We start from the raw sequence: 23314 nt of genomic DNA, 5'->3' as shown, positions 1-23314 counted from the left end.
GCGCCCGCCACATGGGCGATACCGCGCTCAAGCAGCCGTTCCTCACCCGCCAGGAAATCGGCGGGCTCCCCGACGGGTGTCCCAGCACATCACGCGGCTGCAGTGTGTCGTAGTCCGGCTCGCCGGCGGCTTCCCCGCCTGGTTGGAGGTAGCCGACAATCTCCCGGTCCTCCCGCATCACGGGGATCCATAAGGAGACGTGGGCAGTCGGGTCATCTCGCATGGTTCTTCAATCCCCGACGCTGCCGTCGATTGCCTCGCGCAGCAGGTCAGCGTGCCCAGCGTGCCGCGCATATTCTTCGACAAGGTGCACCAGCATCCAGCGCAGGCTGATCGGACGGCCGTCTTTAGTAGTAACCGCGAGTGGCGCCTCGAGGTCGTTGTGCCTTCCCATGATGTCGCGCGAGTGGTCAACTTCGCGCAGATAGAGCGTGGCGACGTCTTCCCACGTATCCGCGGCGGCCGAGTTCCAGTCCCAGTCGTTGTCGCTGTCCCAGTCGACGTTCGCCCACGGCGCGTCCATCGGGCGACCTTCGAGGCGATGCGTGAACCACTCGTGTTCCACGTAGGCCAGATGTTTGATCATGCCGATCAGGCTCATGGTGCTCGGTTCCACGGTGCGGGCGAGTTCGTCTCGGGTCAGCCCCTCGGCCTTGCGCAGCATGATGGCGCGATAGAACTCGATGAAGTTCAGGAGCATCTCCCGCTCCCCTGCATCGTAGGGCGGGTCGGGTGGCAGGGGCGTGGACGGCTCATTCATGGATTCAGCCTAGACGCAGAAAATCCCCGCGACCAGAACGGTCGCGGGGATTCTCCTACAGTTCAGTTGCTACGTGGTAGCGACCGGACCTTAGTTGCCAGTGAGCTTCTCGCGCAGTGCGGCGAGAGCCTCGTCGGAAGCCAGGGTGCCGGCGTCGGCAACCGGGGCGTCCGAGGAGAAGCTGGTGGACGTGGAAGCAGTCGTCTCGGCCGGGCCCTCGTTGACCGCAGCGCGGTCGTCGTTGAGGTGCTGAGCAACCTGCTTCTTGTGCGCTTCCCAACGCTCCTGGGCGGCGGCGTACTGCGCCTCCCAAGCGGAACGCTGCTCGTCGTAGCCGTCGAGCCACTCGTTGGTCTCCGGGTCGAAGCCCTCCGGGTACTTGTAGTTGCCCTCGTCGTCGTACTCGGCTGCCATGCCGTAGAGCGCCGGGTCGAACTCGGTACCCTCCGGGTCGACACCCTCGTTGGCCTGCTTCAGCGACAGCGAGATGCGGCGACGCTCGAGGTCGATGTCGATGACCTTGACGAAGAGCTCGTCGCCGACGGAGACAACCTGCTCGGCAAGTTCAACGTGGCGGACTGCCAGCTCGGAGATGTGCACCAGGCCCTCGATGCCGTCTTCGACGCGAACGAACGCACCGAACGGAACCAGCTTGGTGACCTTACCCGGGACAACCTGGCCCAGGGCGTGCGTACGAGCGAAGGTCTGCCACGGATCTTCCTGCGTAGCCTTCAGCGACAGCGAAACGCGCTCGCGGTCCAGATCGACCTCGAGGACCTCGACGGTGACTTCCTGGCCAACCTCGACAACCTCGTTCGGGTGATCGATGTGCTTCCAGGACAGCTCGGAGACGTGCACGAGGCCGTCGACGCCACCCAGGTCCACGAAGGCACCGAAGTTGACGATGGAGGAGACGACGCCCGGACGGACCTGCCCCTTCTCCAGCTTGTTGAGGAAGGAGGAGCGGACCTCGGACTGGGTCTGCTCGAGCCATGCACGGCGGGACAGCACAACGTTGTTGCGGTTCTTGTCCAGCTCGATGATCTTGGCTTCGATCTCCTGGCCGATGTACGGAGCCAGGTCGCGAACGCGGCGCATTTCGACGAGCGATGCCGGCAGGAAGCCGCGCAGGCCGATGTCCAGGATCAGGCCGCCCTTGACCACCTCGATGACGGTACCGGTAACGACGCCGTCCTCTTCCTTGATCTTCTCGATATCGCCCCAGGCACGCTCGTACTGAGCGCGCTTCTTGGACAGGATCAAGCGGCCTTCCTTGTCCTCCTTGGTGAGGACGAGGGCCTCGACGTTGTCACCGACGGCGACAACTTCGCCCGGGTCAACGTCGTGCTTGATGGAAAGCTCGCGGGAAGGAATGACACCCTCGGTCTTGTAACCGATGTCGAGCAGAACTTCGTCGCGGTCAACCTTGACGACGGTGCCCTCGACGAGGTCACCATCGTTGAAGTACTTGATGGTGGCGTCGATGGCCGCGAGGAAGTCGTCAGCGGTGCCGATGTCGTTGATTGCGACCTGGGGGGCACCGGTCTTCTCGTTGGAGGTGATGGTCATGTAGTAGGGGCTCCGATGTGGATAGTTTCGTCAGTCGGGCAGCCGGAAGTCCCGACATGCTCCGAGGTGGATCTTGAATTAGTGCTCATCTTCCGGGCACGCGCGAGCGCACACGATTGAAGACATGCCCGATCAGTCTAACGCTCAGCCGGTAGGCGGTCAAAGCGGATTCCCCGCCTCCGCGAGGTCAGAAGAACGTTGCCGAGAGCGGCCGGACCTCGTTGGTCCAGAGCGCTCGGACCAGCTCCAGCACCGTCTCGTCGCCGCGGAGGCGGCCGAGGCCCGCGGCCTGCCAGGGCTCGATGGCACCGGTCACCAGCGAGGCCAGCGTCTCGGCGTCGGTGGACACGGTGTCCGGAGCGGGCGCCTCGTCGGCGCGGACCGCCGCTGCGCCATCGGCAACGTCGACGCGCCACGCGCCTTCGATCCGGCCCTGAGGGTCTGAAACCTCGATTCGGAACGTGCCCTGGCCCGCGTACGAGCGGGCCTCCAGCACCGCCGGCACATCGAGCACGCGCACCCAGAGCGAGTCCGTGCGTTTCTCCGTCCGGAGGTCCCGCGGGTTGGCCAGCGCCCAGGACAGCGCATCGTCGGTGCGCGCCCCGCCCCACGTCAGCTCGCCCACGAGGTCATGGGCGCCCAGGTGCTCCCACAGAGCCAGCTCGGCCTTGGGGTCAGCGGCCATCAGATCCGTGATCTCCAGCCGCCGCGGGTCGTCCTTCCAGCCGGAGAACTTCGCCGTGGCGAAACCGAGCGGCGTCCCGTCGCCCGCGAGGCACGCGTAGGCGCGCAGATCCTTGACCGGGCCTCCCTCGTCTCCGCCCCAGCGGCCGGTGACCCGCTGCCGGTCCCCGTAGAGCCGGTCGATGGATCCCGGCGTCGCCGAGTGGAAGGATACGACGACGGCGTCGTGGATCGCCTCCATGTCGCGCGGGTGCACGGCAACGACGCGGAGGCCCGAGGATTCGAGCGTGCGGCGCACGTCGGCCCGCAGGCCGAGGCCGTCGCGCACGGCCACGCGCACGGTCTGCGCAAACGCCGCCGGCGAGAAACCGAACCGGCCGTAGATGCTGCCCTCGGAGACTGTCAGGGCCGCGATGGGGCGCCCGGCCTGTTGCGCCCGGTCCAGGGATTCGGTCATCATGCGCCGCAGGATTCCCCGTCGCCGGTGCGTGGCCCGCACCGTGACGCCGGAGATCAGGTGCGCCGGCAGGCTTCGTCCGGGGGCCAGAGTGATCTCGCCCGCGAACTCCTCGAAGGTCGCCACCGGCCAGACCGCGGTCAACGACGGCGGCGCCTGGGCGTCGTCGTACACGCCGGTGAGCACCGACCCGCGCGCGCGTTTCGACTCGAGCGAGCGGCCGATCGACGCCTCGTCCGGATCCTGGCCGTAAAACCCTTGCTCGCACGCGCGGATCCAGTCCGCCGCGCGCGCATCAAGATCGTCCGCGGCATCGACTGTGAACCGCTCGAACCGAAGCTCCTCCATGTGTTCCTTTCCTCGGCGCGCAGCGCCGGACTCTAGTGGCCGGCGTCGTGCCAGCTGCGGCCGATCCCGACCTGGACGTCGAGCGGGACCGCGAGCTCCGCGGCCGAACCCATGCGCTCCCGCACAAGCACCTCGAGCGCCTCGAGTTCGCCCTCGGCGACCTCGAACACGAGTTCATCGTGCACCTGGAGCAGCATGCGCGAGGCCAGCCCGGCCTCCTGAATGCCCGCCTGCACCCCGAGCATCGCCCGCTTGATGATGTCCGCGGCCGAGCCCTGGATAGGGGCATTGAGCGCGGCGCGTTCGGCCATGTCGCGCAGCTGCCGGTTGTCGCTGGAGAGATCCGGCAGGTAGCGCCGGCGCCCCTCGATCGTCTCCGTGTACCCGTCCTCACGCGCCTGGAGGACGACGCCGCGCAGGTACTCGCGCACGGCCCCGAAACGGGCGAAGTAGTCCTTCATGAGGGTCCGGGCCTCGTCGACCGAGATCTTCAGCTGTTTGGAGAGCCCGAAGGAGCTCAGCCCGTAGGCGAGGCCGTAGGACATGGCCTTGACCTTGGAGCGCATCTCGCCGGTGACGTCCTCAGGGTCGACGTCGAACACGTGGGAGCCGACGAAGCGGTGCAGGTCCTCACCGTCGCGGTAGGCCTGGATCAGACCCTCGTCGCCCGAGAGGTGCGCCATGATGCGCATCTCGATCTGCGAGTAGTCGGCGGTCAGCAGGGTCTCGTACCCCTCGCCGACGACGAAGACGCCCCGGATCCGGCGGCCCTCTTCGCTGCGGACGGGGATGTTCTGCAGGTTCGGGTTCAGCGACGAGAGGCGCCCGGTGGCCGCGACGGTCTGCGCGTACGTCGTGTGGATCCGGCCGTCCTCGCCCACGGCCTTGCGCAGGCCCTCGACCGTCTGCTTCAGTTTCGTCGCGTCCCGGTAGGCCATCAGGGCAACGAGGAACGGGTGCTGCGTCTTGATCAGCAGGTCCTGCAGCGAGTCGGCGTCGGTCGTGTAGCCGGTCTTGATCTTCTTGGTCTTGGGCAGTTCCAGCTCATCGAAGAGGACGCCCTGAAGCTGCTTCGGCGAGCTGAGGTTGACCTCGTGGCCGATCGAGTCGTAGGCCTCCTTGGTCGCCGCCTCGATGGTCTTGGTGAAGTCGCCGAGGAGCTCGTCCAGCTTCGCCCCGTCGACGGCGATGCCCGTGCGCTCCATGTGCGCCAGCGTGACGGCGAGCGGCAGCTCCATCTCCGTCAGCAATCCGCTGGCACCACGCTCGAGGACTTGGCCCGCCAGGTGCAGGGTCAGCTTCCGCACGATCCACGCCGCTCGCACGGCCGAGGCCGACACGTCGTCGTCGAGGCCCAGGGACAGCTGGCCGTTGTCCGCGGACTCACCCGCTTCGAGGGTCACACGCAAGTGGAACTGCGCTATGTCGCCGAGTTCGTGGCTGCGGCGATCCGGCTGGATCAGGTAGGCGGAGATCATGGTGTCGTCGACGACGCCTACCAGGTCGATCCCGCGCTCCGCGAGCAGCTTGTAGGCCCGTTTGAAGTCGTGCACAGTCTTGGATACCCCGGCCTCACCGAGCACGGCGACGACGGCCGCCTCGGTGGCCTGGTCCGCGTGCACCAGGTCCAGGTAGGCGGTCGCGTCGTCGGACGCGAAAGCCAGCCCGACGACGTCGTGCGCTGCTCCCGCCGCTTCGGCGGTCGCGAGGTGCAGGCCGAAGGTCTGCCCGGCCCGGGCCGCGAACCAGGATTCGACGCCGGCGGCGGAGTCCAGGTGCTCCGGCTCGGGCATCGGCTCCTCCTCGACCGGTTCCTCCTCCTCGCCGAAGAGGTCGAAGAGGCGCTTGCGCAGCGTGTTGAACTGCAGCGCATCGAAGAGCTCCTCAACGGCGTCCCGGTCGGGCCGGTCCAGGGTCAGGGCCGCGAAGTCCACGGGAAGATCGAGATCACGCAGCAGGTGGTTCAGCTTGCGATTGCGCTTGACGTCCTCGACGTGGGCGCGCAGCGACTCGCCGACTTTGCCCTTGATCGCGTCGATGTTCGCGAAGATCCCCTCCAGGTCGCCATAGAGGTTCAACCACTTGGCCGCGGTCTTCGGCCCCACACCGGGCACGCCCGGAAGGTTGTCCGCCGTTTCGCCGACGAGGGCGGCGAGATCCGAATAGCGCTCCGGGCGCACGAAGTACTTCTGCTCGACCGCCGCGGCATCCATCGGCGGGATGTCGGAGACGCCCTTCTTCGGGTAGAGCACGTGCGTCTTCTCGTTGATGAGCTGGAACGCGTCGCGGTCGCCGGAGACCACCAGCACCTCGGCACCGGCGTCCTCGCCACGGGCGGCGAGCGTCGCAATGATGTCGTCCGCCTCGTAGCCGTCCAGGCTCAGATGCGGGATGTTCATCGCCTCCATGACCTTCTGGATGAGGTCGATCTGCCCGTAGAACTCCTCGGGCGTCTTGTTGCGCCCACCCTTGTACTCCGCGTACTCCTCCGAACGGAACGTCGGTGTGTCGAGATCGAAGGCGACGGCCACGTGGGTGGGCCGCTGGTCCGCAATCATGCGGATCAGCATCGAGACGAATCCATAGACGGCATTCGTGTGCTGGCCGGTGTCCGTGGCGAAGTTCTCCGCCGGCAGCGCGTAGAACGCGCGAAACGCCATCGAGTGGCCGTCGATGACCAGAAGGCGCTGTGGGGCGTCGCCTTCGGCTGCGGAGGATGCTTTGACATTCGAGTTCTGGGCTGAGCTGCTCACTCGACTACCCTACGGGACGACGCCGGCGAAAAGGGGTGCGCGACCCGTGCCGGCTCAGTGCCGCCGCGGTTTGGTGCGGGGCTTGACGACGTCGTACGTGTCCTCCACGACGCCGTCCGCGAACGCGCGGCGGTTCGTGAGCGAGAGCGCGACGGATCCGCGGGTCGCGAAGAGGCGGCGCCCACCGCCGAGGATGACGGGCACGGTGGTGAGAATGAGCTCGTCAAGGTGGCCGCTCTCGATGAGCTGGCCCGCCAGCGATCCGCCGCCGAGCACCCAGGCGTCCTTGCCACCAGCGGCATCCTTGATGTCCTGGACCCACTCGGCGGGCTCGCCGCGCACGAAGGTGATGTCGGCGTCGGGCACCGCCTGCAACTCGCGGTGCGTGAAGACCCACGTCGGGATGGAACCGTAGGGCCACTCCCCCGGGCTGTGGGCGACGAGCCACGCGTACGTGTCGGCACCCATGGCGATCGCCCCGATCTGCTCCATGAAGTCGCCGATCGCCTCCTCGATGCCGGGCGTCGAATCGAACGGGGTCAACCAGTCCAGCCCCTCCTGCTCGTCGGCGATGTAGCCGTCGACGGAGGCAGCGACGTAGTAGCGCATACGAGTCATGGGGCCAGCCTAGGCCACGGAGATGAATGGCAGCACGCCCCTTGCCCGCACATGCGAAAACCTCCCGCTCCGGAGTTCCGGAGCAGGAGGCTGAACGTGCCCGAGGTGGGACTCGAACCCACACGGTTTTACCCGCCGCATTTTGAGTGCGGTGCGTCTGCCAATTCCGCCACTCGGGCGCAAAGTCGTCGCGCAGCGGACTCGAAGGTCCTTCTGCCCGACGCTGTTGCGGAAAACTAATCTACATGACGATAGGCTTGTGGGCAGAATCGTCGTTTGCCACCAACGCCCACCGGGCACACAGGAGGACCACCCATGTCTGAAGCCGCTGCAGATGAATCGACGACGCCCGCGCGGCGCGTCATCGTCGCCGAAGACGAGACCCTGATTCGGCTCGATATCGTCGAGATCCTCAGGGGCGAGGGCTACGACGTCGTCGCCGAAGCCGACAACGGCGAGAAGGCGGTCGAGCTGGCCCGCGAGCACAAGCCGGACCTGATCCTCATGGACGTGAAGATGCCGGTCATGGACGGCATCACGGCCGCCGAGGCCATCGTCAAGGAGCGCATCGCCCCCGTCGTCCTGCTGACCGCGTTCAGCCAGAAGGAGCTCGTCGAGAGGGCCCGGGAGGCCGGTGCCATGGCGTACGTCGTCAAGCCGTTCACCCCCTCCGACCTGATCCCCGCGATCGAGCTCGCGGCGGCCCGTCACGACGAGATCATCGCCCTCGAGAGTGAGGTCGGAACCCTGCAGGAGCAGTTCGAGACCCGCAAGCTCGTCGAGCGCGCCAAGAGCGTCCTGACCACGAAGATGGGCCTGACGGAGCCCGAGGCGTTCCGCTGGATCCAGAAGACGTCGATGGACCGCCGACTGAGCATGCGCGAGGTCGCCGAGACGATCCTGGCTCAGGTCAAGTAGCGGACCTTCATCGACCGGCCGTCCCCAGCACCCGCTGGGGGCGGCCGGTCGCTTTTAACGCCGAGAGGCGGGCCCCAAGGGACCCGCCTCTCGGCGTCACGGAAAGCGACGGCTAGTCGTCGTACCGGTGGTCGCCCCGCATGTGGGTGACCAGATCGTCGAGCGCCTCCTCGCGAGTGCGCCACGGACCGACCTTCTCACGCGCCGGCGGCTCGTGACCGTCGAGCAGCTCACCGGCGTCGGCGACGTCGCCCACGCGGTGCACGCGCAGGGAGTTGGTCGACCCGGCGGTGCCGGGAGGGGAACCGGCCGCGATGCAGACCAGGTCGCCGACGTTCGCCAGCCCCTCGAGCTGCAGCGACTTGTCCACCTGGGCGGTCATCTTGTCGGTGTGGTCGGCGTAGGCCACCACGCGGGGCTGGACGCCCCAGTACAGCGACATGATGCTGAACGTGTGCTTAAGCGGCGTGAAGGCCATGATCGGCTGCTTCGGGCGCAGTCGCGAGAGACGACGCGCGGAATCACCGGACTGCGTGAACGCGACGATGTACTTCGCATCCAGCTGGTCGGCGACCTCGACGGCGGCACGCGTGATCGCTCCGCCGCGCGTGCGCGGACGCGAGCCCAGCGGTGGGATCCGGCGCAGGCCGTGCTCCTCCGTGTTCTCGATGATGCGCGACATGGTCTCGACGGTCTTGATCGGGTACGCCCCGACGCTCGTCTCGCCGGAGAGCATGACCGCGTCGGCACCGTCGAGGACGGCGTTGGCGCAGTCGGAGGCCTCGGCGCGCGTCGGGAGCGGATTCTCGATCATCGACTCGAGCACCTGGGTGGCCACGATGACCGGCTTCGCCCAGCGGCGGGCCAGTTCGACGGCACGCTTCTGCACGAGCGGGACTTCTTCGATCGGTAGCTCGACGCCGAGGTCGCCACGGGCGACCATGATCGCGTCGAACGCGTCGATGATCTCCTCGAGGCAGTCGACGGCCTGCGGCTTCTCGATCTTGGCGATCACCGGGAGCCGGCGACCCTCCTCGTCCATGATCTCGTGCACGCGGTCGATGTCGGCGGCGTTACGCACGAACGACAACGCAACCATGTCGACGTCGGCGCGGATCGCCCAACGCAGGTCGTCCTCGTCCTTTTCGCTCAGGGCGGGGACGTTGACGGCGACACCGGGAAGGTTGATGCCCTTGTTGTTGGAGACCTCGCCGCCGACGACAACCTCGGTGACGACCTTGACGTCGTCGACCGCGGTCGCCTTGAGGGCCACGCGTCCGTCGTTGATCAGGAGGCGGTCGCCGACATTGACGTCACCCGGCAGCCCCTTGAACGTCGTCGAGCAGATGTCCTTGGTGCCCTCGATGTCCTCGATCGTGATGGTGAAGGTGTCACCGACGGCCAGCATGTGCGGGCCGTCCGAGAAGCGACCCAAACGGATCTTGGGCCCCTGCAGGTCGGCGAAGACGCCGACGGGACGCTCGAGCTCGGCCGAGGCCTGGCGCACGTTCGCGAGGTTCTCAGCGTGGGTGGAGTGCTCTCCGTGGCTCATGTTCAGCCGGGCGACGTCCACGCCTGCCTGGAGGATCTGCACTACCTTGTCGTAGGTGCCGATTGCGGGACCAAATGTTGCCACAATTTTTGCGCGTCGCATACGTCGACTAACCGCCTCTTCTCATTCGTTCACGACTGGGACTCCTGCGGATGCAGAGGCTCCTGTCAGAGCATTGAAATGGCGCGATCCGTCGGTGCCACGGGGGCAGGCAATCGGGTCTCGCCCATCAGGTACTTGTCCACCGCGGCGGCGCATGCGCGCCCCTCAGCGATGGCCCACACGATCAGCGACTGCCCGCGGCCGGCGTCGCCGGCTGCGAACACGCCGGGCGTGTTGGTCATGTAGTAACCGTCACGGGCCACATTGCCCCGGTCATCAAACTCGGTGCCGGCCTGCTGCTGCAGACCCGCGGGCTCAGGGCCGGTGAAACCCAGAGCCAGGAGTACGAGATCCGCTTTGATCGTCCGCTCGGTACCCGCTTTGGGGAGGCGCTTGCCATCGACGAATTCCGTCTCGGCCACCGTGACTCCCGTCACACGGCCACCTTCTCCAACAAACTCTACCGTAGACGCGAGGTAGGTTCGATCGCCACCCTCCTCGTGGGCCGACTGGACCTCGAACAAGGTCGGCATCATCGGCCACGGCTGGTGCCCGGGGCGTTCCAGCGGCGGCTCCTTGCCGATGGCGAGCGTGGTGACCGACGCGGCTCCGTGGCGGTGCGAGGTGCCGATGCAGTCGGCGCCGGTATCGCCGCCGCCGAGGATCACGACGTGCTTGCCCTTGGCGTGGATCTGGTCGGCCACTTCCTCACCGGCGACCGCGCGGTTGGACTGGGTCAGGTAGTCCATCGCGAAGTGCACGCCGTCGAGCTCGCGGCCCGGGATCGGCAGGTCGCGCGGGACGGTCGACCCGGTGGCGACGACGACGGCGTCGTATCGACGACGCAGCTGATCCCACGAGATGTCCTTGCCGACCGCGACGTTCGTGCGGAACCGGGTCCCCTCGGCGCGCATCTGCTCGAGCCGGCGATCGAGGATGGCCTTGTCCATCTTGAAGTCAGGAATGCCGTAGCGCAACAGGCCGCCGACGGCGTCGTCGCGCTCGTAGACCGCGACGGTGTGGCCCGCTCGGGTGAGCTGCTGTGCCGTGGCCAGTCCGGCCGGCCCCGAGCCGATGACGGCAACCGTCTGGTCCGTGTGGCGCTGCGGCAGGATCGGCTCGACGTTGTCGTCGTCGAACGCCTGGTCGGCGATCTCGGCTTCCATCTGCTTGATCGTCACCGCCGGCTGGTTGATGCCGAGAACGCACGAGGATTCGCACGGCGCCGGGCACAGCCGGCCGGTGAACTCCGGGAAGTTGTTCGTCGCATGCAGCCGCTCCGAGGCCTCTTCCATCCGGCCACGGTAGACGAGGTCGTTCCACTCCGGGATCAGGTTGCCCAGCGGGCAGCCCTGGTGGCAGAACGGGATGCCGCAGTCCATACAGCGCGAGGCCTGATCGTGCAGCGTGCCGGCCTGCTGGCGCTCGTAGACCTCTTTCCAGTCCATGAGACGCACCGGCACGGGGCGCCGCGGCTGGGTCTGACGTTCGCGTACCTTCAGAAATCCACGGGGATCAGCCACGGGTAGCCTCCAAAATCCGATTCCAGACGACGTCGCCGTCCGGGTCAAGTCCTTCCGCCACTGCGGTGGCGCGAGTTTCGAGTACCGCTTCGAAGTTGCGCGGCATGACCTGCGTGATGCGGGCCAGAGTGTCCTGGAAGTCGACGAGCAGCTTCGCCGCCAGCGCCGAGCCGGTCTCCTCAGCGTGGCGGACGAGCAGCTCGCGCAGCCCGTCGCTTTCCTCGGTCGGGACCGCGCGAAGGATCAGGTCCTCGTTCGCGAGGGCGTCCTTGTTGATCTTCTTCCGGTCGAGGTCGAGCACGTAGGCCACGCCGCCGGACATGCCGGCGCCGAAGTTGCGCCCCGTGCTCCCGAGGATCAGGGCCACGCCGCCGGTCATGTATTCGCAGCCGTGGTCGCCGATGCCTTCGACGACGGCGGTCGCGCCGGAGTTGCGGACGAGGAAGCGTTCGCCGACGGCGCCGCGCAGCATGATCTCGCCGCTCGTCGCGCCGTAGCCGATGACGTTTCCGGCGATGACGTTGTCCTCGGCGAGGAAGCCGGCTTCCCGGTCCGGGCGGACGATGATCCGGCCGCCCGAGAGGCCCTTGCCGACGTAGTCGTTCGAGTCGCCGAAGAGCCGCAGGGTGATGCCGGCCGGCATGAAGGCGCCGAGCGACTGGCCCGCCTGGCCCTTGAGCGTGATGTCGATCGTGTCCGTCGCGAGTTCCTCGATGCCGAAGGTCTTGGTGACCTTGTTGCCCAGCATCGTCCCCACGGAGCGGTCCGTGTTGATGACGTCGAGGCTGATGCGCACCGGCTGGCGCCTCTCGAGCGCGTCGGCACTGAGCTCGATGAGCTTGTTGTCGAAGTGCTTGTCGAGCTCGTGGTTCTGCCCGTGCAGGTTGCGCACCGGCGAGTTCACGTCCTCGTACGTCTCGAAGATCGGGCTGAGGTCCAGCCCTTCGGTCTTCCAGTGGTCGATCGCCGCGTTCTTGTGCAGCAGCTCGGCGTGCCCGATGGCCTCCTCGAGGCTGCGGAATCCGAGCTCGGCGAGGATCTCGCGCACCTCCTCGGCCAGGAACTCGAAGAAGTTCACGACGAACTCGGCCTGGCCCGTGTAGCGCTTGCGCAGCTCGGGGTTCTGGGTCGCGACGCCGACGGGGCACGTGTCGAGGTGGCAGACGCGCATCATGATGCAACCCGTGACGACGAGCGGGGCCGTCGCGAAGCCGTATTCCTCGGCACCCAGTAGGGCGGCGATGATGACGTCGCGGCCGGTCTTGAGCTGGCCGTCGACCTGCACCACCACGCGGTCGCGCAGGTTGTTCAGGCGCAATGTCTGCTGGGCCTCGGCGAGGCCGAGCTCCCACGGGGCACCGGCGTGCTTGAGGGAGTTCAGCGGCGAGGCGCCCGTGCCGCCGTCGTGCCCGGAGACCAGCACGACGTCGGCCTTCGCCTTGGTCACACCGGCGGCGACGGTGCCGACGCCGACCTCGGAGACGAGCTTGACGTGCACGCGCGCCTGGGGGTTGGAGCGCTTCGCATCGTAGATGAGCTGCGCGAGGTCCTCGATCGAGTAGATGTCGTGGTGCGGCGGCGGCGAGACCAGCGGTACACCCGGCGTCGAGTGTCGCGTCCGGGCGACCCACGGGTACACCTTCTGCCCCATCAGCTGGCCGCCCTCGCCGGGCTTGGCGCCCTGGGCCATCTTGATCTGGATGTCGTCGGCGTTCGTCAGGTACTGGCTCGTGACGCCGAACCGCCCCGAGGCGATCTGCTTGACCGCGCTGCGGCGCTCCGGATCCATGAGCCGCTCGATGTCCTCGCCGCCCTCACCGGTGTTGGACTTGCCGCCCAGACGGTTCATCGCGATCGCGAGGGTCTCGTGCGCCTCCTGCGAGATCGAGCCGTAGCTCATCGCGCCGGTGGAGAAGCGCTTGACGATGTCCGAAACGGGCTCGACCTCCTCCAGCGGCACGGGCGTCCGCTCGGAGAAGCGGAAGTCCAGCAGACCGCGCAGCGTCATCAGCTCGCGGGCCTGATCGTCGACGCCCTTGGTGTACGCCTTGAAGATGTCGTAGCGGCGCTCGCGCGTCGCGTGCTGGAGGCGGAAGACCGTCTCCGGGTTGAACAGGTGCGGCGGGCCCTCGCGGCGCCACTGGTACTCGCCGCCGACATCGAGTCGGCGGTGCGGCTCCTGGTTGCCGTCGTGCGGGTAGGCCGACGCGTGGCGGGCAGCTGCCTCGGCAGCGATGACGTCGATGCCGACACCGCTCATCTGCGAGTGGGTGCCGGTGAAGTACGCGTCGACGAACTGCTGCGAGAGACCCAGGGCCTCGAACGTCTGGGCGCCGCAGTACGAGGACACCGTGGAGATGCCCATCTTGGACATGATCTTCAGGACGCCCTTGCCGAGCGCCTTGATCAGGTTCGAGTGGGCGGCCTCCGGAGCGACGTCCCCAAGCTCGCCGTGGCGGGCCATCTCCTCGACCGTCTCGAGGGCGAGATACGGGTTGATGGCGGACGCGCCGTAGCCGATGAGCACGGCGATGTGATGCACTTCGCGCACGTCGCCGGCTTCGACGATCAGAGACGCCTTGGTACGGTTCGCGCTCTTGAGCAGGTGGTGGTGCACGGCGCTGGTCAGCAGTAGCGACGGGATGGGAGCCCACTGGGCGTTGGAATCACGGTCCGAGAGCACCACGTACTTCACACCGCGGTTGATCGCCGCCGAGACCTTTTCGCAGATCTCCTGCAGGCGCTGCTTGAGCTCGTCGGCCCCGCCGGCCGGACGGTACAGTCCGCGCACCTTCAAAGCCGACTTGGCACCGCTCTCGTCGCGGATGTTCGCGACCTTGGCCAGTTCGTCGTTCGTAATAACCGGGAAGTCCAAGGCGATCTGCGGCTCGCGGACCTGTTCGAGGGAGAGCAGGTTCCCGTCCGGGCCGATCGAGGACTTCATGCTGGTCACGAGTTCTTCGCGGATCGCGTCCAGCGGCGGGTTGGTGACCTGCGCGAACGATTGCGAGAAGTAGTCGAACAGGAGCCGCGGACGCTTGCCCAGGACGGCGATCGGGGTGTCGGAGCCCATGGCACCGAGCGGCTCGGCGCCATTCTTCGCCATGGGGTTGAGCAGGATGCGCAGCTCCTCCTCGGTGTAGCCGAAAGTCTTCTGGCGCAGCTGGATGGAGGCCGTGTTGTGCACGACGTGCTCGCGCTCCGGCAGGTCCGAGAGGTTGACGAGGTTCTGCTTGACCCAGTCACCCCACGGCTCGGCGCGGGCGATCTCGGCCTTGATCTCGCTGTCGTCGATGATACGGCCGGCCTCGGTGTCGACCAGGAACATCTTGCCCGGGGAGACGCGCCCCTTGGCGACGATCGTCTTCTGCTCCAGCTCGACGACGCCGACCTCCGAGGCCAGGACCACGAGCCCGTCGTCGGTCACCCAGTAGCGGGCCGGACGCAGACCGTTGCGGTCGAGCACCGCCCCGACCTGCTTGCCGTCCGTGAACGAGACGGCCGCGGGCCCATCCCACGGCTCCATCAGCATGGAGTGGTACTCATAGAACGCGCGGCGGGCCGGGTCCATCGTCTCGTGGTTCTCCCACGCCTCCGGAACCATCATCATCACGGCGTGCGTGATCGGGCGGCCCGAGAGCATGAGCAGCTCGGCCACCTCGTCGAAGGACGCGGAGTCGGACGCACCGGGCGTGCAGATCGGGAAGAGCTCCTCGGGGACCTCACCGAGCACATCGCCGGCCAGCTGGGACTGCCGGGCGCGCATCCAGTTGCGGTTGCCCTTGACGGTGTTGATCTCGCCGTTGTGCGCGATGGTTCGGAATGGCTGCGCCAGCGGCCACGACGGGAACGTGTTGGTCGAGAAGCGCGAGTGAACGATACCGAGCTTCGTCTTGAACCGCTCGTCCGAGAGATCCGGGAAGAACGGCTCAAGCTGGGCGGTCGTCAGCATGCCCTTGTAGACGATGGTCTTCGACGAGAGCGAGGGGAAGTAGACGCCGTACTTGTTCTGGGCGCGTTTGCGAACGCGGAAGGCGCGGGCGTCGAGCGAGGCCAGCGACTCCTCGGTGCCCTCCTCGGTGGCGAGGAAGAGCTGGACGAACTTGGGCATGCAGGCGCGGGCGGCAGCGCCGACGATGGATTCCTCGATCGGAACCTCGCGCCAGCCGAGGACTGTCAGCCGCTCCTGCTCGGCGAGGTCCTCGAGGCCCTCGCGGGCCGTCTGCTCTTCCGCGACGATGTCGGGAAGGAAGGCCGTGCCGACGGCGTACGCGCCGGCGGCCGGAAGTTCGAAATCGACGACCGCGCGGAAGAACTCGTCCGGGATCTGCGTCAGCAGGCCGGCACCGTCGCCCGTTCCCTCGTCAGCGCCCACGGCACCGCGGTGCTCGAGGTTGCGCAGGGCGGTCAGTGCGTGGTCGACGATGTCGTGGCTGGGCTCGCCACGCATGGAAGCGATGACGGCCAGGCCGCACGCGTCTTTTTCCGTCTCGGGGTTGTAGGCGCCGATGGCTTCGGGGATCTGCGCAAATCGCGTGAAAGGCGACACGGCGACCTCGGCCTCGTGATCGAGACCTGCGATCGGGGTTCCTGTCTGAGTCATACTGTCCTTTCTCCGGAACGAGAGTGCGCACCACGAACCATCGGTGCTAGGTGCGGAGGGGACGGCGTTGGCCCCGGTGGATGAACGGGTGGCTGCCGTGGGGCAGCTCGACTTGGGATTCGGCTCCGGCGCGCGTGTCCGGACTCGACATCATCTCTCCATGGATGAGGAGAACCACATCGTCGTGGCATCAGGCCATCGCGAAATTCTAGTCATCCCGCGTGCCGGCAGATCGGCGCGGGTCCGAGCATTGATCGGGCTCGGACCACATCACACAAGTACGGTGAGACTAGCACTGCCCGTGCCGCGGGCCACAGAGCAAGGCGCGATCTTTACGCTCCGGTTGCTGTCCCGTTGCGATTTCCGCGATCATGGTCGGTCTCATTCGGCGCTGCAGCCCCGTCCGCGGTACCCGCAGAGGCCGGCGAGACGACCGAGTCGGGTGCGTCCTTGCCAGTCAGATCGGCGCCCTCCCCCTGGGCCGACGGCTCGTCTCCGGACCCGAGCGCCTCCGCGCCGCGTCCCGTCAGGTACACGCCCGGATCGGGGCGGCCGCGCGAGGCGACGATCGTCATCACGAACGCTGCGGCGGCGATGACGATGAGGAGGATGCTGGTCCAGACGTTGAGTCGCTGCTCGACGCCGAAAAGCGTGATCATCTCGGCATCGTCGATGCGGAGCATCTCGATCCAGACACGGCCCAACGTGTAGACGAGGATGTAGAGCCACATCATGGCGCCGCGGCGGAACTTGAACTTCCGGTCCAGGGCCAACAGCAGCAGCACGCCGAGGACGTTCCAGACGAGCTCGTAGAGGAACGTGGGGTGGAAGAGGGTCCCCTCGGCCACGCCGGGCGGGAAGGTCGGGCTTGACGCGTCAATCTCGAGGCCCCAGGGCAGAGTCGTCGGCGCGCCGAAGAGCTCCTGGTTGAACCAGTTTCCGAGACGTCCGATGGCCTGGGCGAGCAGGACGCCGGGGGCGGCCGCGTCGGCGAAAGCCGACAGGCGCACGCCGTAGCGCCGGCACGCGATCCAGGCGCCGACGAGACCCAGGGCGACGGCGCCCCAGATGCCGAGCCCGCCGCGCCAGATCTGCCAGGTCAGGCTCAGGTCTCCCGTACCGTCGAAGCCGGGCCCGAAGTACGCGTCCGGCGAGGAGAAGATGTGGTAGAGCCGCCCGCCGATGATGCCGAACGGGATCGCCCAGATGCAGATGTCCCAGACGACACCCTCGGGCCCGCCCCTGGCGCGCCAGCGGCGGTTCGTCAGCCACATGGCCACGACGATTCCCGCGAGGATGCACAGCGCGTAGGCGTGGATGGTCAGTGGGCCCAGGCTGATGCTGGACCATTCGGCCGGCGGGCTCGGGATCGACGCGGGAAGTGTCATCGGGACTAGTCCTTTCGGCCGCTGAGACGCGCGGTCAGGTCGGCAACGGCTTCAACGCCGCCGTCGCGCAGGGCGGCGACGAGCGCGGTGCCGACGATCACACCGTCGGCATATGATCCGATCTCCTCCACGTGGGAGCGGTTCGAGACGCCCAGCCCGACGCAGGCGCGCTCGGCGCCGGCGGCGTGGGCGGCAGCCACGACGCCTTCGGCGGTCGCTGCCACCGAGGTCCGGGCGCCGGTGACGCCCATGATCGAGACGCAGTACACGAAGCCGCGGCTGGCCTCGACGGCCTCGGCGAGGCGCTTCGGCGTCGAGCTCGGGGCGACGAGGAACACCCGGTCCAGACCGTGGGCGTCGGACGCGGCGAACCACTCGGCGGCCTCGTCCGGCACGAGGTCCGGGGTGATGAGTCCGGCGCCGCCGGCTTCGGCGAGACGGCGCGAGAACTCCGCCACGCCCAGTCGCATGACCGGGTTCCAATAGGTCATCACGAGCACGGCGGCGTCGCAGCGCTCCGTGATTCCGCGCACGATGTCGAAAATCTGGGCGACCTTGAAGCCACCCTCGAGAGCCTGCACCGTGGCGGCCTGGATGACCTGGCCGTCCATGACCGGGTCGGAGTACGGGATCCCCAGCTCGATGACGTCCGCGCCGTTCTCGGCCATGGCCACGGCGGCGTCGATCGTGGTCTGCGCGTCCGGGAATCCGGCGGGCAGGTAGCAAATCAGGGCCGGTCGACCTTCGGCGCGTGCCTTCTCGATCGCCGCGGCGGCCTTGCTCTCAGTCGGCACGACGTGATTGATCGGGGTGTCGGTCGTCATTATTCGCCCTGCCCTTCGGCGTCGAGGTAGTTGAACCATTCGGCAGCCGTGCCGACGTCCTTGTCGCCGCGGCCGGAGAGGTTCGCGATGATGACGACGTCGGCCGGGTCGGCGCCCGCGTCGATCTTGCGGCGGCCGACCTTCAGGGCCCCGGCCAGGGCGTGGGAGGATTCGATAGCGGGGATGATGCCCTCAGTGCGGCAGAGCAGCTTGAAAGCGTCCATCGCCTCGGCATCGGTGATCGGCTCGTAGGTGGCGCGGCCGATGCTGTGCAGGTAGGAGTGCTCGGGCCCGACGCCGGGGTAGTCGAGTCCCGCGGAGATCGAGTGGGACTCGATCGTCTGTCCGTCCTCGTCCTGCATCAGGTAGCTCTTCGCCCCGTGCAGCACACCCGGCCGACCCAGCGTGATCGTGGCCGCGTGACGGGGAGTGTCGACGCCGTCGCCGCCGGCCTCGAAGCCGTAGAGCTCGACCTCGCGGTCGTCGAGGAAGCCGTGGAAGATGCCGATGGCGTTCGAGCCGCCGCCGATGCAGGCGCAGACGGCGTCCGGCAGGCGTCCCGTCTGCTCCAGGATCTGCTCGCGCGCCTCGTCCCCGATGACCTGGTGGAAGTAGCGTACGAGCGCTGGGAACGGGTGGGCTCCGGCGGCTGTGCCGAGCAGGTAGTGGGTCGAGTCCACGTTGGCGACCCAGTCGCGCAGGGCCTCGTTGATGGCGTCCTTGAGCGTCTGCGAGCCGGCCTCGACCGGGATCACCTCGGCACCGAGCAGGCGCATCCGGGCGACGTTCAGCGACTGCCGGCGTGTGTCCTCAGCACCCATGTAGACGACGCACTCGAGGCCCAGCAGGGCCGCCGCCGTCGCGGAGGCGACGCCGTGCTGGCCAGCGCCGGTCTCCGCGATGATGCGGGTCTTGCCCATCCGCTTGGTCAGCAGAGCCTGGCCCAGAACGTTGTTGATCTTGTGGCTGCCCGTGTGGTTCAGGTCCTCGCGTTTGAGGAAGATCCGCGCCCCGCCGGCATGCTCGCTGAACCGCTTGGCCTCAGTCAGCAGGGACGGCCGGCCGGAGTAGTTCCGGTTGAGCTCGAGAACCTCCGCGATGAATTCCGGATCGTTCTTGGCGGCCTCGAAGGTGTCGGTCAGCTCGTCGAGCGCGGCGATGAGCGACTCGGGCATCCAGCGCCCGCCGAAATCACCGAAGTACGGGCCCGGCGCGTCGCGCAGGCTCGGGCTATCGTTCAGGAATGCCCCGACCGGGTCGTCTCCTGCGGGGACGTGCGCGGAATCGCTCACGGTGTGCCTACCTTACTTAGATCCAGCGAGTGGGATGGCGTGATGTCGTTTCGCGACGCGGGCTCAGGCCCGGACGCGCTCGGGCTTCGCGGCGCTGCCCTGCTCGACGAAGGACGCGATCGCCTGGCGCGGGCTGGCGTCCTTCACGAGGGCCTCGCCGACGAGGATGGCGTCGGCACCGTCGGCGGCGTAGCCGACGACGTCCTCGACGCTGCGGACACCGGACTCGGCGACGACGACGGCGTCGGCGGGGATTCGATCGGCCAGGCGGCCGAACGTGCCCCGATCGATCTCGAGCGTCTTCAGGTTGCGCACGTTGACGCCGATGATCCGCGCGCCGACGGCGACCGCGCGGTCGATCTCATCTTCCGTGTGCGCCTCGACGAGCGCCTCCATCCCGAGCTCGCGCGTGAGCGCGAGGAACTCGGCCAGCTGCGCGTCGCTCAGGGCGGCCACGATGAGGAGCACGAGGTCCGCGCCGTGCGCCCGGGCCTCGTGGATCTGGTACGCCTCGACCGTGAAGTCCTTGCGCAGCAGGGGCAGCTCGACGGCCGCGCGGACAGCGTCGAAGTCCTCGAGCGAGCCGCCGAAACGCCGCTGCTCCGTCAGGACGGAGATCACCGAGGCACCCCCCGCCTCGTACTGGCGGGCGAGCTCGGACGGCTCGGGGATATCGGCCAGCGCGCCCTTGGAGGGGCTCTTTCGCTTGACCTCGGAGATCACCCGCAGGCGCGTGTCCCGCTCGGCGGGAGAGCCGTCGCGCACCCCGCCGAGGGCGGCGAACGCGTCGCGCGCGGGCGGTGCGGCGGCCGCCGCGGCCGCGATGCCGGCGTCGTCGAGCAGGGCACGACGAACCTCGAGGTCCTCGCGGACCCCTTCGATGATGTCGTCGAGAACGCTCACGATCAGTGCGAGCCCTTGGACTTGGCGCCGCCGACGCCGAAGCCTGCCTTCTTCAGGACCCAGCCGAGAATCAGGCCGAGGGGGATGATGACGATGCCGACCACGAGGACCGGGATGTTCGGGATCGTGAAGCCGATGCAGCCCACGAGGAAGCCCAGCAGCATGACGGCCACCATGGCCCACGCTGCGATGCTGTTGCCGTGTCCCGGCTGCTCCGAGTGCATCGGGTCGACGGCGTGCGTGCTCTCAGTAGTGGCGTCAGCCATGTTCGCGTTACTCCTTGTGGGTACGGGCGCGATTTCGCCCCTGTGTAGAACTACGTCCATTCTGCCACTGATCGCCGCGTTTCGCGTCCTCGGTGACCTCTCGCGCGTCCGGGACTCCACGCTCAGCGCGTGGGGTCCTCGCCGCGTGAAAGCCGGTCCCAGCCGTCGATTTCGTCGACCGCCGAATCGTCGCCGGCACGGGGCGCCGCGGCCTGCTCCCCCGCCGCCGCGTATTTCCGGCTCTCCGCCCAACGCCGCGCCCCGACCGCGACGACGACCCCGGCCGCGGCGGTCCAAACGCCCGCGGCGATCCCGACGAACGGCCAGAGCGAAGTCGTGTAGTCGGCGAGGATCTGCGCGGTGCCGGCGGCCTCGCCGACCATGCCGGCAGCGGCCGTTTCGGGATTGCCGAGCACGGAAGCCGACGCGAACCCGATGCCGACACCGGCGGCCACGAGCACAGCGGCGACGACGTAGCGGGCAACGCGGCCGGCGATCGAGAGGCTGATGCCGGCCGCCAGCGCGACGATCGCCAGTGCGGAGACGCTCGTCGCCGCCTCCGAGCCGGGCACCACGACGACACCCTGCACGATCGCCGACTCCGCCGGAGTGACGGTGACCCAGGTGCGCGTCACGGCCAGCAGGGCCAGCAGCGCGCCGGCCAGCGCGACGAGCACGCTCGTACGCCGCGACATCATGCGCCGGCCCCGGCCTGGCGGTGGGCGGCCATGGTCCCGGCCGCCCAGACGGCGCGCAGCGGGGCGGCGGATTTGTTGACCGTTTCGAGCGCCTCCGCGTCGAGCTCCGAGTCGTTCACGATACCTCCACCGGCCTGCACGTAGGCCTTGCCGCCCTTGAGCAGCGCGGAGCGGATCGCGATCGCCATGTCCATGTCGCCGGCGAAGTCGAGGTACCCGACGACTCCCCCGTACACGCCGCGCCGGTGCGGCTCGAGCTCGTCGAGCAGCTGCAGGGCTCGCGGCTTCGGCGCCCCCGAGAGCGTGCCGGCGGGGAAGGTCGCGGCCAGCACGTCGTAGGCGGTGGCGTCGTCGCGCAGATGCCCGACGACGTTGCTGACCAGGTGCATGATGTGGCTGAAGCGCTCGACCTCCATGAACTGGGTGACATCGACCGTGCCGGCGTCGCAGACCTTGGAGAGGTCGTTGCGCGAGAGGTCGACGAGCATCAGGTGCTCGGCCCGCTCCTTCTCGTCCGCGAGCAGATCCTTCTCCATCAGCGCGTCGTCCTCGTGCGTGGCCCCCCGCGGGCGGGATCCCGCAATCGGGTGCGTCACCACGTCGCGGTCGTCGACTGTGACGAGCGCCTCGGGTGAGGAGCCGACGATCGAGTACGTGCCGCCGTCGTCGTCCGCCATCGTGTAGAGATACATGTAGGGGCTCGGGTTGGTCGTGCGCAGCACCCGGTAGACGTCCAGCGGGTCGGCGTCGGTGGCCAGCTCGAACCGGCGCGAGACGACGACCTGGAAGACCTCGCCGTCCACGATCGCCTCCTTGCCCCGCAGGATCGCCTGGCGGTAGGAGTCCTCGTCCCAGCTGTGGGTCACGGCGCGCATGAGCTCACCGGTGTCGACGTCGGCCCCCGAGAACGTCGAGGTCGCCGTGGCCACCGGCTCGTTCAGGGCCGCGAGCATGTCCTCGAGGCGCGCGACGGCGGCGTCGTACGCCTCGTCGACGCCGGTGTCCGCGCCATCGTGGTTGATCGCGTTGGCGATGAGCGTGACCGTGCTGTCCGTGTTGTCGTGCACGGCCATGTCGCCGACGAGGTTCATCGCCAGCTCCGGCAGATGCAGGTCGTCCGCCGGCGGGTTCGGCAGCTTCTCCCAGTGGCGGACGCAGTCCCAGCCGACGAAGCCGACCATGCCGCTCGTCAGCGGCGGCATGCCGGGCAGCGGCTCGGTGCGCAGCGCCGCGACCGTGTCCCGCAGGACGTCGACGGCGAGCCCCTCAGCGGGCAGGCCGACGGGCACGTCGCCGGTCCAGTGCGCGGCGCCGTCGCGCGCGGTCAGCGTCGCGGGCGAGCGCACGCCGATGAAGGAGTGCCGGCTCCACACGCCGCCGGCCGCCGCCGACTCCATGAGGAACGTGCCGGGCCGGCCATCCGCCAGCCGAACGTAGATCGAGATCGGAGTCAGCCCGTCGGCCAGGACCTTCAGGGTCACGGGGACGACGCGGCGGCCACCGGCCAGCTCGCGGAACTCCTCCTTGCTCGGGCTGATCACGCCGAGCCCGCGGACGTTGCCGCTCATGCTTTCTCCCCTTCCGGCTTCTCGCCCACGACGGCGCCCAAATCCCGGCCCGTGAAGCACGTCGCCGAGCCGGTGTGGCAGGCGGCGCCGATCTGATCGACCAGCACTAGCAGCGCGTCTCCATCGCAGTCGAGGCTCACGCCCTTGACGATCTGGATGTGCCCCGAGGTGTCGCCCTTGCGCCAGTACTCGGCGCGGGACCGGGACCAGAAGGTCACGCGCCCGGTCGTCAGGCTCCGGTGCAGCGCCTCCTCGTCCATCCAGCCCAGCATGAGCACCTCGCGCGTGTCGAACTGCTGCACGACGGCGGCGACGAGGCCGTCGTCGTCCTGCTTCAGGCGCGCTGCGATGGCGGGGTCGAGGTTTCCGACGATGCGGCCGGCGGTCTTTTCGGGGGTGTTTTCACGGTTCGCGGACATCGCATGCCAGTCTAGTGCTCCCGCGCCGCAACGCCGCACCCGGTGACCCTCCGGGTCGTCGCGACACAC

At 68.1% G+C, this 23314-nt stretch carries 17 protein-coding genes and 1 tRNA gene; 1 reads left to right on the top strand and 17 read right to left on the bottom strand.

Annotation, left to right across the window (positions count from 1 at the left end):
* Positions 1–229: 229 nt before the first annotated feature.
* From EV380_RS03880 to EV380_RS03855, 6 genes are all read right to left on the bottom strand, one after another.
* Entirely contained in the window at positions 230–760 is a 531-nt protein-coding gene (locus EV380_RS03880) for a DinB family protein (RefSeq protein ID WP_102157490.1), read from the bottom strand.
* Positions 761–850: 90 nt separating this feature from the next.
* Complete coding sequence (gene rpsA, locus EV380_RS03875; RefSeq protein WP_102157489.1) at positions 851–2329, bottom strand: 30S ribosomal protein S1; 1479 nt, start codon at positions 2327–2329, stop codon at positions 851–853.
* Positions 2330–2516: 187 nt separating this feature from the next.
* Positions 2517–3818: a GNAT family N-acetyltransferase gene (locus EV380_RS03870; protein WP_130449475.1), complete on the bottom strand. Its 1302-nt coding sequence runs from the start codon at positions 3816–3818 to the stop codon at positions 2517–2519.
* 32 nt (positions 3819–3850) lie between these two features.
* Positions 3851–6478, bottom strand: coding sequence for a DNA polymerase I (polA, locus tag EV380_RS03865; RefSeq protein WP_130452083.1), 2628 nt, complete (start codon positions 6476–6478; stop codon positions 3851–3853).
* A gap of 147 nt (positions 6479–6625) precedes the next feature.
* A complete protein-coding gene (locus EV380_RS03860; protein ID WP_102157487.1) occupies positions 6626–7189 on the bottom strand; it encodes a dihydrofolate reductase family protein in 564 nt (187 codons plus the stop codon).
* A gap of 97 nt (positions 7190–7286) precedes the next feature.
* Positions 7287–7368: transfer RNA gene (locus EV380_RS03855), tRNA-Leu, on the bottom strand.
* Between the two features lie 136 nt (positions 7369–7504).
* Here EV380_RS03855 and EV380_RS03850 point away from each other — a divergent pair.
* Positions 7505–8107, top strand: coding sequence for an ANTAR domain-containing response regulator (locus tag EV380_RS03850; RefSeq protein WP_102157486.1), 603 nt, complete (start codon positions 7505–7507; stop codon positions 8105–8107).
* Between the two features lie 112 nt (positions 8108–8219).
* Here the strand turns inward: EV380_RS03850 and pyk are convergent, their stop codons facing one another.
* The 11 genes from pyk to hisI form a co-directional block, all read right to left on the bottom strand.
* Positions 8220–9761 carry a pyruvate kinase gene (gene pyk, locus EV380_RS03845; RefSeq protein ID WP_102158918.1) on the bottom strand — a complete coding sequence of 514 codons (1542 nt, stop codon included), beginning with the start codon at positions 9759–9761 and terminating at the stop codon, positions 8220–8222.
* 65 nt (positions 9762–9826) lie between these two features.
* A complete protein-coding gene (locus EV380_RS03840) occupies positions 9827–11284 on the bottom strand; it encodes a glutamate synthase subunit beta (protein ID WP_102158919.1) in 1458 nt (485 codons plus the stop codon).
* Positions 11277–15887: a glutamate synthase large subunit gene (gene gltB, locus EV380_RS03835; protein WP_130449473.1), complete on the bottom strand. Its 4611-nt coding sequence runs from the start codon at positions 15885–15887 to the stop codon at positions 11277–11279. The genes EV380_RS03840 and gltB overlap by 8 nt, the downstream gene beginning before the upstream one ends.
* Before the next feature lie 332 nt (positions 15888–16219).
* Positions 16220–17275, bottom strand: coding sequence for a prolipoprotein diacylglyceryl transferase (gene lgt / locus EV380_RS03830; RefSeq protein ID WP_130449471.1), 1056 nt, complete (start codon positions 17273–17275; stop codon positions 16220–16222).
* A gap of 5 nt (positions 17276–17280) precedes the next feature.
* Positions 17281–18099 carry a tryptophan synthase subunit alpha gene (gene trpA, locus EV380_RS03825; protein ID WP_130449469.1) on the bottom strand — a complete coding sequence of 273 codons (819 nt, stop codon included), beginning with the start codon at positions 18097–18099 and terminating at the stop codon, positions 17281–17283.
* Positions 18099–19391, bottom strand: a complete 1293-nt coding sequence (gene trpB / locus EV380_RS03820; protein ID WP_130449467.1) for a tryptophan synthase subunit beta — start codon at positions 19389–19391, stop codon at positions 18099–18101. The genes trpA and trpB overlap by 1 nt, the downstream gene beginning before the upstream one ends.
* Before the next feature lie 63 nt (positions 19392–19454).
* Positions 19455–20294, bottom strand: a complete 840-nt coding sequence (trpC, locus tag EV380_RS03815) for an indole-3-glycerol phosphate synthase TrpC (protein ID WP_180967324.1) — start codon at positions 20292–20294, stop codon at positions 19455–19457.
* A 2-nt stretch (positions 20295–20296) separates the two neighbouring features.
* Entirely contained in the window at positions 20297–20560 is a 264-nt protein-coding gene (locus EV380_RS03810) for an HGxxPAAW family protein (protein WP_102158924.1), read from the bottom strand.
* Between the two features lie 122 nt (positions 20561–20682).
* A complete protein-coding gene (locus EV380_RS03805) occupies positions 20683–21258 on the bottom strand; it encodes a Trp biosynthesis-associated membrane protein (RefSeq protein WP_102158925.1) in 576 nt (191 codons plus the stop codon).
* Complete coding sequence (locus EV380_RS03800; protein WP_130449465.1) at positions 21255–22826, bottom strand: anthranilate synthase component I; 1572 nt, start codon at positions 22824–22826, stop codon at positions 21255–21257. The genes EV380_RS03805 and EV380_RS03800 overlap by 4 nt, the downstream gene beginning before the upstream one ends.
* On the bottom strand, positions 22823–23245 hold the full coding sequence (hisI, locus tag EV380_RS03795) for a phosphoribosyl-AMP cyclohydrolase (RefSeq protein WP_130449463.1): 423 nt from the start codon (positions 23243–23245) through the stop codon (positions 22823–22825). The genes EV380_RS03800 and hisI overlap by 4 nt, the downstream gene beginning before the upstream one ends.
* Positions 23246–23314 lie beyond the last annotated feature (69 nt).

This window comes from Zhihengliuella halotolerans (assembly GCF_004217565.1).
Classification (GTDB): domain Bacteria; phylum Actinomycetota; class Actinomycetes; order Actinomycetales; family Micrococcaceae; genus Zhihengliuella; species Zhihengliuella halotolerans.
Note: the sequence above shows the minus strand (reverse complement) of the source record. Positions and strands in the feature narration are given on the sequence as shown.

Coding starts and splice junctions, on each gene's coding strand:
- EV380_RS03860 (WP_102157487.1), bottom strand. CDS start 7,189: ATGACTCGTATGCGCTACTACGTCGCTGCCTCCGTCGACGGCTACATC.
- polA (WP_130452083.1), bottom strand. CDS start 6,478: ATGGCGTTTCGCGCGTTCTACGCGCTGCCGGCGGAGAACTTCGCCACG.
- EV380_RS03870 (WP_130449475.1), bottom strand. CDS start 3,818: ATGGAGGAGCTTCGGTTCGAGCGGTTCACAGTCGATGCCGCGGACGAT.
- EV380_RS03850 (WP_102157486.1), top strand. CDS start 7,505: ATGTCTGAAGCCGCTGCAGATGAATCGACGACGCCCGCGCGGCGCGTC.
- hisI (WP_130449463.1), bottom strand. CDS start 23,245: ATGTCCGCGAACCGTGAAAACACCCCCGAAAAGACCGCCGGCCGCATC.
- EV380_RS03800 (WP_130449465.1), bottom strand. CDS start 22,826: ATGAGCGGCAACGTCCGCGGGCTCGGCGTGATCAGCCCGAGCAAGGAG.
- pyk (WP_102158918.1), bottom strand. CDS start 9,761: ATGCGACGCGCAAAAATTGTGGCAACATTTGGTCCCGCAATCGGCACC.
- gltB (WP_130449473.1), bottom strand. CDS start 15,887: ATGACTCAGACAGGAACCCCGATCGCAGGTCTCGATCACGAGGCCGAG.
- trpA (WP_130449469.1), bottom strand. CDS start 18,099: ATGACGACCGACACCCCGATCAATCACGTCGTGCCGACTGAGAGCAAG.
- EV380_RS03805 (WP_102158925.1), bottom strand. CDS start 21,258: ATGATGTCGCGGCGTACGAGCGTGCTCGTCGCGCTGGCCGGCGCGCTG.
- lgt (WP_130449471.1), bottom strand. CDS start 17,275: ATGACACTTCCCGCGTCGATCCCGAGCCCGCCGGCCGAATGGTCCAGC.
- EV380_RS03810 (WP_102158924.1), bottom strand. CDS start 20,560: ATGGCTGACGCCACTACTGAGAGCACGCACGCCGTCGACCCGATGCAC.
- EV380_RS03880 (WP_102157490.1), bottom strand. CDS start 760: ATGAATGAGCCGTCCACGCCCCTGCCACCCGACCCGCCCTACGATGCA.
- rpsA (WP_102157489.1), bottom strand. CDS start 2,329: ATGACCATCACCTCCAACGAGAAGACCGGTGCCCCCCAGGTCGCAATC.